Genomic DNA, 13,185 nt, shown 5'->3' with positions numbered 1-13,185 from the left:
CGCGGTTCGGTGGGGTTGTTCGGAGACATGCTCGACGCTGCGAAGCACGTCGGGTCGGAGATCGCACACGCAGTCGAGTCGGGTGGCGAGGGGATCGGCAAGGTCCTCGGCGGCGCGGGCGTCGGCTTGCTCGCGGGCGGGCCTCTCGGCGCGGTCGCCGGCGCGTATGTCGGATCGCAGACCGGGACCGGGGCGAACAATCCGCAGGCGGCCGGGTTGTCCCCGGCGCAGCTGGTCCAGGCCGTCCTGAGCGGGCCGGGCACCGAGTCGCTGCAGCACGTGCACCGCGCGGGCCTGGAGCAGGCGGAATACCAGCGCCGGCTGGAGCAGGGCACGCGCGAGCTGACCGCCGGCCTGGAGTCGGCGTGGACCGGCAGTGCTTCGGACGCGGCCAGGGAGCGTCTCAAGCCGTTGACGGCGTCGGCGACCTCGGCGTCGGCGACCCTGGAGCGGAACTCGACGCTGTCGCAGGCGCAGATCGACCAGTTCCACCAGATGAAGAACTCGCTGCACCCCGACGTCACCGGCCGGCCGCCGACGCGCAGCGCCTGGGACGTCGTGACGCCGTGGGACACCGACACCGAAGACCAGATCAACCAGTACAACCGGAAGGCCGCCGAGAACGTCGAGCGGTACAACGCCTACGCGCAGCAGTCCAGCTCGAACACCGCGGCGCGGACAATCGACTACGGCCAGCTCCGCGAGTACACCGGCGGCGACTTCCAGGTGAAGGACCCGGCCGAGCGGCCGAAGCAGCGGTCGCGTTCGGACGTCGGCAGGGATGACCGGCCGATCGGATCGCAGGTGCAGCCGCCACCGGCGGTTCACCCTGCGGTGCATCCGCCCGTTCAGCCGCCGCCTCCTGGGCAGGTCGTGCCGCCGGGTTCGCACACCGGGACACCAGGAGTGGACGACAGTGTGCGGGCGCAGGGGTACGTCCCGCCGTCCCCTGGCTATCGGCCGGACGTGCCGTCGCCGTACTTGCCCGGCGGATCCGGACCCGGCTTCGGCCCGGACGGCGGGTTCGGCCCAGGTGGCGGGTTCGGCCCCGGCTCGGGTCCTGGTTCGCGTTTCGGCTCGGGTTCCGGCTCGGGTTCCGGTTCCGGGGCGTCCGCGGGTACCGGCCCGGGTGGCCGGGCGACCGGAGCCCTGCCCGGAGGCGGCCGGGGCAGCGGAGCAGGAATGCCCGGCGAAGGCCGTCCCGGTGCGGTCCGCGGCGGTGGTGCCGCCGGGAAGCCGGGCGCGCCGGGCATGGGTGCCATGGGCGCCGGGGCAGGCAAGGGCAAGCAGGAGGACGAGGAGCACCAGCGGGCGTCGTACCTGGTGGAACCGGATCCGGAGAGCGTCTTCGGCGGGTCCGACGAGCGGACGGTGCCCCCGGTGATCGGGCTGTGAACACGCTCTTCTTGCCGAAGACGGCGTTGCTGACGGCCTGGGAGTGGGAACGCCACGGCCCACCGCCCGCGGTCCTCGGCCCGGACAACCTGTGGCTCGGCGACGAGACCCGAAAGAGGCTCGAGGAGAAGGTGCTGGACGTCCTCGCCTCGCTCCGGCTCGCCACGGGCGGCACGCTGACGCGCGAATTCCGTGACGTCCTGCGTGTCCTGGCGAGGGGCCCCCGCCGGTTGACGGCGTGGCTGGGCGACATCGAGGCGGACGAGTCGGGCACGGTCCTGGTGGCGGCGGACGGCCCGGACGCGCTGCGGCTGATCCGGAAGGACGACACGGTCCGGATCGACGCCGTGGACCGGATCGCGGAATCCCTGGTGGACGTGCTGCCCCCGGTCCCGCCGGCCCGCATCGAAGCGGTGTCGATCCCGCAAGCACGGTTCTCGGCAAGCGCGGCAGAGGAGTCGTACGACCTCGAAGACCCAACAACCGACGACGGCGGCCACGACCCACTGCCCTGGGCCCGCCGGCTGATGTCGGCCCGGCGGACGGGCCTCCACCAGTGCTACGCGGTGAGCCACGGATCTCGCAGCGCCCCGATCACGGCCGTGGACATCGCCGGAACCGGCCGGGTACTGACGTACGTGCAGCCCGGGCGGCTGGTGAGGTTCGAGCCGGGGACTCGCGCTGCGCTGGCCGAAGTGCTGTACGCAACGCTGGACGGGCTCGGCGGAGGAGCACGATGACGGAACCGAGAAGCGCGATCTTCAGCGGGGTCGGGTTTTGGGCCACCGACGCGCCGGGCGCTTCGCGACCGGCTGGTGGACAGGGGTTCGCGATGAGCTCCGAGGAGATGCGGGCGATGCTCGAGAAGGCCAAGACTCAACGCGAAGCACTCGTCCAGCAAATGCGAGCGGCCGATCACTTGTCGCAGGCGAGGCCACCGGCCGAAGAACCGGTCAGTCAAGCCGCAGTGAACGGGCCGAACGGAATCAATGAGGCCGGCGCGTACTACCAGGGTCATCTCCGGTACCAGTTCAGCTACTTCACGGAGCTGATCCGCAGGTTGCAGCAGGCCCTCGGCATCACGGAGGCCGCGGACCAGCAAGCAGCAGACTCGACCAAGACGATCAAGGGGTCGCTCCAATGAGCCGTCAAGTTCTCCTGGCCGCTGTCGCAGTCACGTTGGGAGCGGCTTTGTTGACGTCATGCACCGGCAAGAAGCCGACGAACGGCACAGCCGTCCCCGTGCCGACCAATACCGCGGCACTGCCGAACAGCGGCGCCCCGAAAGTCGACAACCCTCTCCCGGCGGCGGCTTTGGCCGGCAGTCCCTGTGATTCCGCTCTGACAGCCGAACAACTCATGGGCTACCTCGGGCCAACCACCACGCCGAAGGCGAGCGACACCGAACTGGGACCCACGTGCGACTGGGCCAGCGCCTCCGGAACGGCAGCTGGAATCCTGGTCGGATACGACACCAAGACAGGGCAAGGGCTGAGCCTCACCTACAAGAACGAGAAGCCGAAAGCCAAACGGTGGGTCGACACACTGGAGCCGATCCAGGGCTATCCGGCGGTCGGTTATGTGGACACCGGAACCACCGACAACCGCACCTGCGTGATCGTTGTCGGAGTCTCGGACGAGCTGGCCTATTCCGTCTCGCTGAGCATCGGTGACTCCGCGGTCCAGGCCGGCAAGGACGCCTGCCAGCTCGGACGCGGCGTCGCCGATACGGTCATGACCAACCTCAAGGCCCGGGCCTGAGCGGATTCGAATGAACAGGCGAGGAATCACTGCTGTCACCGTCGCCGCCGCTTGCGCGATCTTGCTCGCGGGCTGCGCGGGCAAGCGGGGCACGGCCAGTCCAGCTCCCTCGACAGCCGAATCCACTGCCGCGACTCTTCCGCACACCGGAGCACCCACGGTCGACTCGCCGCTCTCGCCGGCGGTACTCGACGGCAGCCCGTGCGACAGCGCCCTCACCAGCAGCCAAGTCGATCACCTCCTCGGGCAGCCCACCCCGGCCAAACCCAGTGACACACAGCTCGGCCCGATGTGTCAGTGGAGCAGCGCTTCCGGCTCAGGAGCAGGCATCACCGTCGCCTACCAGACCAAGTCCGACCAGGGAATCAGCCTGGCCTACCAGAACGTGCAGCCGACAGCCGCGCGATGGAAGTCGCTCGCACCGATCCGGGGATTCCCCGCCGTGGCCTACACCAACTCCGCCGACAAGCGCGCCTGCGTCATCGTCGTCGGAGTGACCGACAAGCTGGCGTTTTCGACGGGGTTGACGCTCGGCGACAAGGCCGCGGGCGAAGGCAAAGACTGCTTCGACCTCGCTCCCGAAGTGGCCGGCACCGTGCTGACCAACCTCAAGGCGCGGGCCTGAGCTGCACCTTTCGTTACGGCCGACATCGCGTTAATGCGAAAATTGTCGTAGTAAGCACCTAGACTGTCCGGATGAGCCACCCCACCCGGAGGGGTCGCGCGCGTGCGGCTACCGAACAGGACATCCGGCGGACCGCCCGGAAGCTGCTGGTCGAGCAGGGGCCCGAGGCGGTCACGCTGCGGGCCATCGCTCGGGAGCTGGGGATCACCGCGCCCGCGCTCTACCGGTACTACGAGTCTCGGGATGACCTCGTCGAGAACCTGCGGCTGGACGTCTGTGCCGATCTGGCGGACGAACTCGCCGAGGAGATCGCCGAGCTGCCCGACGACGGGATGCTGCAGCTCTTCGCCATCTGCAAGGGCTTCCGGCGGTGGGCGCTCACCCACACGAAGGAATTCACGCTGGTCTTCGCGTCGCCGACCGGGGGTGTGGGCTCGGCGGCCGGAAGTGCGCTGAGCCGGGTGGATGAGCCTTTCGGGCGGATCTTCCTCGCCGCCGCGGGGCGGGTTCTCGCGCGCCACGACATCGTGCTGCCCTCGGCCAGCGGGGTGCCCGACGAGCTGCGGGACGACCTGCAGACCTTCCAGGAATCGCTGGTCGCCGTGCTCGTCGAGTCCGACCAGGACGTGCCCGTGGAGAAGATCGACCTCGGCGTGACGTACCTGATGATCCAGTTCTGGGCCCGGCTCTACGGGCACGTCACGCTCGAGGTCTTCGGCAACTACCCGATCCCCATGTCCAAACCGGACGTCCTGTTCGAGGCCATGCTCATCGACCTCGCCCGGGAGATCGGGCTCTACTCCGGCTAGGCCGCGTGGCCGCCGTCCACGGCCAGCACCGTTCCCGTCACGTAGCCGGCGCCCGGCGAGGCCAGGTAGGCGACCGCGGCCGCCACCTCGGCCGGTGAGCCGTAGCGGTCGAACGCCGTCATGGCCGCCTGGTCCGCCGCGTACGGGCCGTCGGCCGGGTTCATGTCCGTGTCCGTCGGGCCCGGGTGGACCAGGTTGACCGTGATGCCGCGCGGCCCCAGCTCGCGGGCCAGTGCCTTGGTCAGGCCGAGCATCGCCGCCTTGCTCGTCGCGTACAGGGCCATGCCCGGGCCCGGCACGCGGTCGGTCACGCAGCTGCCGATCGTGATGATGCGGCCGCCTTCGCCCAGGACTCCGGCCGCGGCCTGGGTGGCCGCGAACACGCCGCGGACGTTCACCGCCAGCACGCGGTCGACGTCGTCGAGGGACGTCTCGGCCAGCGGTGCGACGAAGCCGACGCCCGCGTTGTTCACCAGCACGTCCAGGCGGCCGAACTCCGCCACCGCGGCCGAAACGGCGGCCGAAACCGCGGCAGCGTCCGCCGAGTCCGCCTGGATCGCCAGCGCGCGGCGGCCGAGGTTCTTGATCTGCTCGACCACCTCGGCCGCCTGCGCGGCGTTGTGCACGTACGTCAGTGCGACGTCCGCGCCGTCCTCGGCGAGCCGCAGTGCCGTGGCCGCGCCGATGCCTCGGCTGCCGCCGGTCACCAGCGCCACCTTGCCGTCGAGGGTCATGCCCGGTTCTCCTTCGATCGAACGTGTTTCCTTGACCGCTCAATCAAATCGGGAACGCGGCGACGGCACCGGCGTATTTCCGACAGGGCGCTACAGCACGATGTTGACCAGCCGGCCCGGGACCACGATCACCTTGCGCGGCGAGCCGTCGCCGACCATCGCCGCGACCTTCTCGTCCGCCAGCGCCGCCGCCTGGACCTCGTCCTGGGACGCCGAAGCCGCGACCGTCACCCGGGAGCGGACCTTGCCGTTGACCTGGATCGGGTACTCGACGGAGTCCTCGACCAGGTACTTCTCGTCCACCACCGGGAACGGGCCCTGCACCAGCGAGTCCGCGTGGCCCAGCCGGTGCCACAGCTCCTCGGCCATGTGCGGGGCCAGCGGCGCCAGCATCAGCACCAGCGGCTCGGCCAGCTCGCGCGGCGTCGCCGCCGCCCCGCCGTAGACCTTGGTGACGTGGTTGTTCAGCTCGATCAGCTTCGCGCCCGCCGTGTTGAACCGCATCTCCGCGTAGTCCTCGCGGACGCCGGCGATGGTCTTGTGCAGCACCTTGCGGTCCGCCTCGGAAGCGTCCTCATTGGACACCCGCAGCTCGCCGGTCTCCTCGTCGACGACCAGCCGCCACAGCCGCTGCAGGAACCGGTGCGCGCCCACGACGTCCTTCGTCGCCCAGGGACGCGACATCGCCAGCGGGCCCATCGCCATCTCGTAGAACCGGAACGTGTCGGCGCCGTAGTTCTCGGCCATCTCGTCCGGCGTGACGACGTTCTTCAGGCTCTTGCCCATCTTGCCGTACTCCTGGGTGACTTCCTCACCGTCGTAGAAGTACTTGCCGTCGCGCTCCTCGACCTGCTCGGCCGGGACGTAGACGCCGCGCGAGTCCGTGTACGCGTACGCCTCGATGTAGCCCTGGTTGAACAGCTTCCGGTACGGCTCCTTGGAGCTCACGTGGCCCAGGTCGTACAGCACCTTGTGCCAGAACCGCGAGTACAGCAGGTGCAGCACGGCGTGCTCGACGCCGCCGACGTACAGGTCGACACCGCCGGTGTCGTCCGCGCCGTACTCGCCGGGGCGGGGGCCCATCCAGTACTGCTCGTTCTCCGGCGCGCAGAACGCCTCGGAGTTCGTCGGGTCCAGGTAGCGCAGCTGGTACCAGCAGGAACCCGCCCAGTTCGGCATCGTGTTGATGTCGCGGCGGTACTTCTTCGGGCCGTCGCCCAGGTCCAGCTCGACCTCGACCCAGTCGGTCGCGCGGGCCAGCGGCGACGACGGCGTCGACTCGCGGTCCTCCGGGTCGAACGTCACCGGCGAGTAGTCGGCGACCTCGGGCAGCTCGACCGGCAGCATCGACTCGGGCAGGGCGTGGACCTCGCCGTTCTCGTCGTAGACCACCGGGAACGGCTCGCCCCAGTAGCGCTGGCGCGAGAACAGCCAGTCACGCAGCTTGTACTGGACGGTCCCGGTGCCGGCACCGTTCTCGGTCAGCCAGGCGATGATCGTCTTCTTGGCCTCGGCGACGTCCATGCCGTCCAGGAAGCCCGAGTTGATCGCCGGGCCGTCACCGGTGTACGCCTTGCCGTCGAAGCCCTCGGACGGCTGCACGGTCCGGATGATGTCCAGGCCGAACTTCTCGGCGAACTCCCAGTCGCGGACGTCCTGGCCGGGGACGGCCATGATCGCGCCGGTGCCGTAGCCCATCAGCACGTAGTCGGCGACGAAGACCGGGATCTGCTTGCCGTTGACCGGGTTCGTCGCGTACGCGCCGGTGAAGACGCCGGTCTTCTCCTTGTTCTCCTGCCGGTCCAGCTCGGACTTCCGCGACGCCGCGACGCGGTACTCCTTGATCGCTTCGGCGGGCGTCGCCGCGCCGCCGGTCCAGCGCTCGTCGACCTCCGGCGGCCACGCGGCGGCGACCAGCTTGTCGACCAGCGGGTGTTCCGGCGCCAGCACCATGTAGGTGGCGCCGAACAGGGTGTCCGGCCGGGTCGTGAAGATCTCGATCGCCTCGTCACCGCAGGGGAAGGTGACGCGGGCGCCGTGCGAGCGGCCGATCCAGTTCCGCTGCATGGACTTGACCTTCTCCGGCCAGTCCAGCAGGTCCAGGTCGTCGACCAGGCGGTCGGCGTAGGCGGTGATCCGCATCATCCACTGGCGCAGGTTGCGCCGGAAGACCGGGAAGTTGCCGCGCTCGCTGCGGCCCTCGGCGGTGACCTCCTCGTTCGACAGCACCGTCCCCAGGCCGGGGCACCAGTTGACCGGCGCTTCGGAGATGTACACCAGCCGGTGGTCGTCGATCACCTTCTTCCGCTCGGCCGCGCTCAGCGCCGCCCACTCGCGGCCGTCCGGCGTCGGGCGGGAGCCGTCGGCGAACGCGGCCTCCAGCTCGGCGATCGGCCGGGCCTTGCCCGCCTCGGTGTCGTACCAGGAGTTGAAGATCTGCAGGAAGATCCACTGTGTCCAGCGGTAGTACCCGGGGTCGATCGTGGAGATGCGACGACGTTCGTCGTGGCCCAGGCCCAGGCGCCGGATCTGGCGCAGGTAGGTCCGGATGTTCTCCTCGGTCGTCTTCCGCGGGTGCTGCCCGGTCTGGACGGCGTACTGCTCGGCGGGCAGGCCGAACGCGTCGAAGCCCATCGTGTGCAGCACGTTGCGCCCGATCATCCGGTGGTACCGGGCGAAGACGTCGGTGCTGATGAAGCCCAGCGGGTGCCCGACGTGCAGGCCGGAGCCCGACGGGTACGGGAACATGTCCTGGACGAACAGCTTGTCGCTGGGCACCTGCTGCCCCTCGACGGCGAGCGGCCCGACGGGGTTGGGCGCGTGGAAGGTCCCCTGGTCGGCCCAGTGGTCCTGCCAGCGCTGCTCGATCTGCCCCGCCAGCGCCGCCGTGTAGCGGTGCGCCGGGACGTCGGTCCCTGTCGCCTCAGTCATGACGTCGTCCTTCGTTTCAAGCTCGAGGCACTCTTTCCCGCCGAGAGCTCATCGATACAGCCGCTCCAGAAACAACTCGACCCCCCAGCCACCAGGGCATGAGGGGTCGCCGCGCCGGCCGGGCCGGGCCCGGTCAACGCGGCAGGCTAAGGAGCAGCCGAGCCGTGTTCACCCCTTCATCGTAACTTGCTGGTCAAAGCCGTTCGGAGGGGACCGCCAGTGCGACGAACTGGGTGACCTGGGTCGCGGAGAAGTTGTTGTCGCTGACCAAGATCAAGCTGCGCTCCCCGTTGGGCAGCTTCGGCCCCCACGTCATGCCCTCCAGGTTGTCCACAGTGGACAAGCCGAGGTCGGCGGCGTCGAAGAGCAGCCGCTTCTTCACCGGCTTGACGTGCTTCGCGTCAGCGAGAGACTTCACGTTCAGGACGTTCGTGGCGCCCTTCGTGTCGATCTCGTAGACGCGCACCTTGTTGCCGACGCCGGTGCTGAACGAGCGCTCCATCATGAGGAACTTCGTCGGGTCGGCCTGGTCGACGGCCAGCATCGAGGACACGCCGGTGGTGGCGAACGCCGTCGGCGGCACCGGCGCGGCGAACAGCGGCTCCTGCGGGTAGGCGTACTGCGCCAGTACCGGCCCGAACCGCGACTGCAGGGTGATCCGCGACAGCGCGCCGGACGTCGTCGTCGGCTCCGGGCCGTCCTGCAGCAGCGGGCCCTCGACCTCGCTGGCCAGCAGCGAGCCGAACCCGGTGAACGTGATGCCCTCGAGCACGAGGTTCTGCCGCGGGCCCGCCGTCGGCGTCATCTTCTCGTTCGCGGGAATCGGCAGGTCACGGACGTATTCGCCGGTGCGGCGGGCTTCGCGGATCGACGGGTCGATCAACGTCGTCGCGGTCCGCTCGCCCTCCTGCGACCAGTAGTAGTCACCGGTCCACGGGTCGACGCGCAGCTCTTCGGGGTCGATCGTCTGCTCGTTCTGCGGCAGCGACGGGTCGTTCTTGGCCAGCGGCGGGTACGGCGTGCCGTCCGGGCGCAGCAGCGGCTTCGTGCCGGTGAAGGTGACGTCGCCGACACCGTCCGCGGACACCGGGAACGTCGCGGTGTAGAACCGGGCGGGGTTGATCGCCGAGCGGTCGTCGCAGATCAGCGCGTAGCCGCCGGTGCGGGGGTCGTAGTCGATGCTGGACAGGCCGCCGACCGTCGTGCCCTGGAACGGCAGGGCGTTGGGGACGATCTTTTCGCCGAGCAGCCGGATCGGCCGCTGATGACTCTCGGTGGCATCCGCCGGCGCGGCGGCGAGGAGTCCCCCGATCAGGGCAGTGGCCAGGACGGTGGGGAGTACACGCGGTGACATGGCCTGTAGCACAGTCGATCAGGGTATCCGGCAGGTTGCCGGGACGTCACGCTTATCCTTGACCTCGTGTTCGCTATCGCGCTGGTTCCGATCGTGCTGGGTCTGTTCGTCGGCTTTGGTGGGTTCCTCGGTTTCCGCGAGCGCTTGACGCGCGAAGGCGGGACCGGCGTGCGCACGCAGGCCGCGCTGCGCAGCGAAGAAGCGTTCAAGCTGGCCAACCGCGTCGCCGGGCTGCCGACCATGGCGGGTGGCGCGATCGCCGTGCTGTCCGGGCTGGCCGGGCTCGCGATGCCGACGACCGGCGGGCTGGTCTCCGCCGCGCTCGCCGGTGTCCTGGCGATGCTCCTGCTGGTCATGGGTGGCGGCGTGCTCGGCAACCGGGCCGCGCTGACCGTCCCGGCGCCGGCTCCGGCGGCCCCGGCCGGGTGCAGCGGCTGCGCGTGCGGCGGCTGCGGCGTCTTCAAGAAGGACGACGCCTAATTCCGCTGGAGGTCACCCGGGTGGGTGGCCAGCAGCGCCATCGGGATGCCCTGGCGGCGCAGCACCTGGCTCCACAGGTCGCCGTTCGGTGACGCCAGGATGTCGCTCGGCAGCGCGGGCACGATGAGCCAGTCGTCGCGCTCGATCTCGCCCGCCAGCTGCCCGGAGTCCCACCCGGCGTAGCCGGCGAAGACGCGCACGCCGCGGACCTTCGGCACCAGCACCTCGGGGTCGGTGTCCAGGTCGACCAGCGCGACCGGGCCGCGGACCGCGATCACGCCCGGCACGCTCGCCGCCGTCTCGCCGGTCCGCAGCGCGGCCAGGCACAACGCCGTCTTCTTCTCGACCGGCCCGCCGACGAACACCGCCTGCGGCTCGGCGACGTGCCCGCCCCAGTTGGGCAGCACGTCGTGCACGGCGACGTCGCTCGGCCGGTTCAGGACCACGCCCAGCGTGCCCTCCTCGCGGTGGTCGATGACGAACACCACGGTCCGGCGGAAGTTGGGGTCGACCATCGTGGGGGCGGCGACCAGGAGCGTTCCCGGTTCAACCTCGGCGTCCGCTGGCACGCGACCCATGATCCCACCCCTGGCCCGGCGAATTACTTCGGCTCGGGAACAATCGTCCCATCAGCCTCGTTCGAAACATGTGGCCGGCGCACTCCGTGTCCCCCGGGCTCACTGAAGAACCGCCTTTGTGGAATACCGTCCGGCTGGAGCCACACTGCGCATAGCCGCCGAGAGGCGACCTTAGTGCGTCGGCCACCCTTTACTCTGGCATCGTGACGATCAGCGCCCAGTCGGCAACAGCGCGAAGAGGCCCTCGGGAGCTGCTCAAGGACCCGGACTTCCGGCGTCTGCTGTTCACGCGCTTCGCGGCGAGCTGGGGCGACGGCGTCTTCCGCGCCGGGCTCGCCGGCGCCGTGCTGTTCAACCCCGAACGCGGCGCCGATCCGCTGGCCATCGCGGGCGGGTTCGCCGCGCTGCTGCTGCCGTACTCCGTCGTCGGGCCCTTCGCCGGTGCGCTGCTGGACCGGTGGGACCGCCGCCGGGTGCTCGTCTTCGCGAACCTCCTGCGCGGCCTCGCGATCGTCGCCGCGGCCGCCGCCGTCGGCTTCGGCTTCGGCGGGTTCGGGCTGTTTTCGCTGGCACTGGCCGCGGAAGGGATCACGCGCTTCATCGGCTCCGGACTCTCGGCGTCGCTGCCGCACGTCGTCGAGGAAGAAAGCGTCGTGACGGCGAACGCGTTCGCCACCACGCTCGGCTCGGTGGTCGCCGTCCTGGGCGGCGGCTGCGCGATCGGCCTGCGGGCGCTGTTCGGCAGCGGTGACGTCGGCTCGGCGGAGACCACGGCGTTCGCCGTGCTCGGCACGCTGGTCTCGGCGTTCCTCGCGCGCGGGTTCGCGCGTGGCCTGCTCGGGCCGTCGGTGGTCGACGAGCCGCCGAACCCGGTGCTGGCGGTCGCGCGCGGGCTCGCCGACGGCGCCCGCCACGCCTGGCGCGCCCCCAGTGTCACGGCCGGGTTCGTCGCGCTGTTCGCGCACCGGGCGTCGTTCGGGGTGTCGCTGCTGGTCACCGTGCTGCTGATGCGCAACCACTTCACCGACAACGGCGTCTTCCGCGCCGGCCTGCCCGGGCTCGGGCAGATGGCCGCGCTCGGCGGTGCCGGGCTGCTGCTGGCCGGCCTGCTGACCGCGCGGCTGGTCCGCGTCTTCGGACGGCTCCGCGCGGTGCTCGGCGCGCTGGTGCTGGCCGCGGCCGCCCAGGCGGCGCTGGGCCTGCCGATGGTGCTGCCACTGGCGCTGCTGGCGGCGTTCCTCATCACCGGCGCCGGGCAGGTGCTGAAGCTCTGTGTCGATTCGTCGATCCAGCTCGACGTCGCCGACGAAGCCCGCGGCCGGGTGTTCGCGCTGTACGACACGCTCTTCAACATCACGCAGGTGGCGGCGGTTTCGCTGGCCGCGCTGGTCGTCCCGGCCGACGGCCGCTCGCCGGGCCTGCTCATCGCCGCGACGGTCTGCTACCTCGTCGGCGGGGCCGGGTACCTGCTCGCCCGGCGGCGCACGATTCGCTGAGGCAAACACCCGAACCGGTCACCGGGACTGCTCCATTGGCATTAGGGTGCCCCTTAGTCATTAGTAGGTTCGAGGGACACCGGGGGCACCTGTGACCACCGCCGGCGACGACCGTGCGCAGCTCGAAGCACGCAATGCCGCGATGAAGGACCGGATGGACACCCTCCTGGAGAACTTCGAGCGGCAGACCGCGCAGCTGCGCGACGCCCAGGCCGCGGCCGCCGCGACGACGGCGGAGGTGACGTCCCCCGACGGGCTCGTCCGCGCAACCATCGACGCCGGCGGCAGCCTCGCGAAGCTCGAGTTCGCGCCGAGCACGTTCGAGCGCACGACGCCCGCGCAGCTCGCGAACACCGTCCAGACCCTGGTGCGGCAGGGATCGCTGCAGGTCAAGCAGAAGATCGCGGACCTGATGGCGCCGATCACCGAAGGCCTGCCCGACCTCGCCGACCTGGTCGAGGGCGCGCCGTCGCTGGCCGGGCTGGTGCCGCCGATCCCGGACTTCGCCGAGGAAGAGCCGCCCCCGCCACCGCGCCCGGAGTCGTTCGAAGACGGCGGCTCGATCCTGCGCAACGAACAGGCACCGCCTCCGCCACCGATGCCTGCGCCCAAGCCCGCGCCCAAGCGCGTCCGCCCACCTCGTGACGACGAAGAGGAAGAACCGCCGTCGTCCTGGATGACGAGGGGTAACTGATGCCGGCGGGGGGAGCCGGTTTCACCGCGGAGCCGGACGCGGTGCTGCGCGCGTCGAACGGCCTGATCACGGCCGCGGACGGGCTCGACAACGCGGTCAAGGCACTGCAGGGCGCGCTCGCCGCACAGGGCGAATGCTGGGGCGGCGACGAGTCCGGCAAGGAGTTCGCCAAGGACTACGTGCCGGGGGCGCAGGGCGCCGTCGAAGGGTTCACCAACCTCGTGCAGGGGTTGCGGGGGATGCAGCAGAACGTCGCCAAGTCGATGAAGGCCCTGTCGGGCGCCGACGAGGACGTGACGTCCCAGCTGAGCAAGGGGCAATGACGCGT

14 protein-coding genes are annotated in these 13,185 nt (G+C 70.3%); 10 read left to right on the top strand and 4 right to left on the bottom strand.

Annotated features, from left to right (window positions below; all coding sequences use genetic code 11):
• The first annotated feature begins 27 nt into the window (after positions 1 to 27).
• The 6 genes from ABJI51_RS27460 (at position 28) to ABJI51_RS27435 (ending at position 4,590) form a co-directional block, all read left to right on the top strand.
• Positions 28 to 1,395, top strand: a complete 1,368-nt coding sequence (locus tag ABJI51_RS27460) for a hypothetical protein (protein WP_348952446.1) — start codon at positions 28 to 30, stop codon at positions 1,393 to 1,395.
• Complete coding sequence (locus ABJI51_RS27455; RefSeq protein WP_348952447.1) at positions 1,392 to 2,135, top strand: ESX secretion-associated protein EspG; 744 nt, start codon at positions 1,392 to 1,394, stop codon at positions 2,133 to 2,135. Before ABJI51_RS27460 ends, ABJI51_RS27455 begins: the two co-directional genes overlap by 4 nt.
• On the top strand, positions 2,132 to 2,539 hold the full coding sequence (locus ABJI51_RS27450) for a hypothetical protein (RefSeq protein ID WP_348952448.1): 408 nt from the start codon (positions 2,132 to 2,134) through the stop codon (positions 2,537 to 2,539). The genes ABJI51_RS27455 and ABJI51_RS27450 overlap by 4 nt, the downstream gene beginning before the upstream one ends.
• Positions 2,536 to 3,156 (top strand): DUF3558 domain-containing protein, encoded by a 621-nt coding sequence (locus tag ABJI51_RS27445; RefSeq protein WP_348952449.1) that lies wholly within the window; start codon positions 2,536 to 2,538, stop codon positions 3,154 to 3,156. The genes ABJI51_RS27450 and ABJI51_RS27445 overlap by 4 nt, the downstream gene beginning before the upstream one ends.
• Positions 3,157 to 3,166: 10 nt before the next feature.
• Complete coding sequence (locus ABJI51_RS27440; protein ID WP_348952450.1) at positions 3,167 to 3,781, top strand: DUF3558 domain-containing protein; 615 nt, start codon at positions 3,167 to 3,169, stop codon at positions 3,779 to 3,781.
• Between the two features lie 71 nt (positions 3,782 to 3,852).
• Complete coding sequence (locus tag ABJI51_RS27435) at positions 3,853 to 4,590, top strand: TetR/AcrR family transcriptional regulator (RefSeq protein WP_348952451.1); 738 nt, start codon at positions 3,853 to 3,855, stop codon at positions 4,588 to 4,590.
• Here the strand turns inward: ABJI51_RS27435 and ABJI51_RS27430 are convergent.
• From ABJI51_RS27430 to ABJI51_RS27420, 3 genes are all read right to left on the bottom strand, one after another.
• Positions 4,587 to 5,324, bottom strand: coding sequence for a 3-oxoacyl-ACP reductase family protein (locus ABJI51_RS27430; RefSeq protein WP_348952452.1), 738 nt, complete (start codon positions 5,322 to 5,324; stop codon positions 4,587 to 4,589). The genes ABJI51_RS27435 and ABJI51_RS27430 overlap by 4 nt on opposite strands.
• 90 nt (positions 5,325 to 5,414) lie before the next feature.
• A complete protein-coding gene (gene leuS / locus ABJI51_RS27425) occupies positions 5,415 to 8,255 on the bottom strand; it encodes a leucine--tRNA ligase (RefSeq protein WP_348952453.1) in 2,841 nt (946 codons plus the stop codon).
• A 193-nt stretch (positions 8,256 to 8,448) separates the two neighbouring features.
• The gene (locus ABJI51_RS27420; RefSeq protein ID WP_348952454.1) at positions 8,449 to 9,609 is read right to left on the bottom strand and encodes an esterase-like activity of phytase family protein; all 1,161 of its coding nucleotides are present in this window, start codon (positions 9,607 to 9,609) and stop codon (positions 8,449 to 8,451) included.
• Positions 9,610 to 9,675: 66 nt separating this feature from the next.
• Here ABJI51_RS27420 and ABJI51_RS27415 point away from each other — a divergent pair, with 66 nt between their 5' ends.
• Complete coding sequence (locus ABJI51_RS27415; protein WP_348952455.1) at positions 9,676 to 10,089, top strand: SdpI family protein; 414 nt, start codon at positions 9,676 to 9,678, stop codon at positions 10,087 to 10,089.
• Here ABJI51_RS27415 and ABJI51_RS27410 read toward each other — a convergent pair.
• The gene (locus tag ABJI51_RS27410; protein WP_348952456.1) at positions 10,086 to 10,667 is read right to left on the bottom strand and encodes a YqgE/AlgH family protein; all 582 of its coding nucleotides are present in this window, start codon (positions 10,665 to 10,667) and stop codon (positions 10,086 to 10,088) included. The genes ABJI51_RS27415 and ABJI51_RS27410 overlap by 4 nt on opposite strands.
• Before the next feature lie 203 nt (positions 10,668 to 10,870).
• Here ABJI51_RS27410 and ABJI51_RS27405 point away from each other — a divergent pair, with 203 nt between their 5' ends.
• From ABJI51_RS27405 to ABJI51_RS27395, 3 genes are all read left to right on the top strand, one after another.
• The gene (locus tag ABJI51_RS27405; RefSeq protein ID WP_348952457.1) at positions 10,871 to 12,163 is read left to right on the top strand and encodes an MFS transporter; all 1,293 of its coding nucleotides are present in this window, start codon (positions 10,871 to 10,873) and stop codon (positions 12,161 to 12,163) included.
• A gap of 91 nt (positions 12,164 to 12,254) precedes the next feature.
• Positions 12,255 to 12,857 carry a YbaB/EbfC family nucleoid-associated protein gene (locus ABJI51_RS27400; protein ID WP_348952458.1) on the top strand — a complete coding sequence of 201 codons (603 nt, stop codon included), beginning with the start codon at positions 12,255 to 12,257 and terminating at the stop codon, positions 12,855 to 12,857.
• Complete coding sequence (locus ABJI51_RS27395; protein WP_348952459.1) at positions 12,857 to 13,180, top strand: WXG100 family type VII secretion target; 324 nt, start codon at positions 12,857 to 12,859, stop codon at positions 13,178 to 13,180. The genes ABJI51_RS27400 and ABJI51_RS27395 overlap by 1 nt, the downstream gene beginning before the upstream one ends.
• Positions 13,181 to 13,185 lie beyond the last annotated feature (5 nt).

Source organism: Amycolatopsis melonis (genome assembly GCF_040064235.1).
GTDB lineage: Bacteria > Actinomycetota > Actinomycetes > Mycobacteriales > Pseudonocardiaceae > Amycolatopsis > Amycolatopsis melonis.
The sequence above is the reverse complement of the archived record's forward strand: the minus strand, read 5'-3'. Positions and strand labels throughout refer to the sequence as shown.

Excerpts from the sequence above, each read along its gene's own strand:
- ABJI51_RS27395 (WP_348952459.1), top strand. The coding sequence starts at position 12,857 with ATGCCGGCGGGGGGAGCCGGTTTCACCGCGGAGCCGGACGCGGTGCTG.
- ABJI51_RS27420 (WP_348952454.1), bottom strand. The coding sequence starts at position 9,609 with ATGTCACCGCGTGTACTCCCCACCGTCCTGGCCACTGCCCTGATCGGG.
- ABJI51_RS27435 (WP_348952451.1), top strand. The coding sequence starts at position 3,853 with ATGAGCCACCCCACCCGGAGGGGTCGCGCGCGTGCGGCTACCGAACAG.
- ABJI51_RS27430 (WP_348952452.1), bottom strand. The coding sequence starts at position 5,324 with ATGACCCTCGACGGCAAGGTGGCGCTGGTGACCGGCGGCAGCCGAGGC.
- ABJI51_RS27450 (WP_348952448.1), top strand. The coding sequence starts at position 2,132 with ATGACGGAACCGAGAAGCGCGATCTTCAGCGGGGTCGGGTTTTGGGCC.
- ABJI51_RS27445 (WP_348952449.1), top strand. The coding sequence starts at position 2,536 with ATGAGCCGTCAAGTTCTCCTGGCCGCTGTCGCAGTCACGTTGGGAGCG.
- ABJI51_RS27410 (WP_348952456.1), bottom strand. The coding sequence starts at position 10,667 with ATGGGTCGCGTGCCAGCGGACGCCGAGGTTGAACCGGGAACGCTCCTG.
- leuS (WP_348952453.1), bottom strand. The coding sequence starts at position 8,255 with ATGACTGAGGCGACAGGGACCGACGTCCCGGCGCACCGCTACACGGCG.
- ABJI51_RS27440 (WP_348952450.1), top strand. The coding sequence starts at position 3,167 with ATGAACAGGCGAGGAATCACTGCTGTCACCGTCGCCGCCGCTTGCGCG.
- ABJI51_RS27460 (WP_348952446.1), top strand. The coding sequence starts at position 28 with ATGCTCGACGCTGCGAAGCACGTCGGGTCGGAGATCGCACACGCAGTC.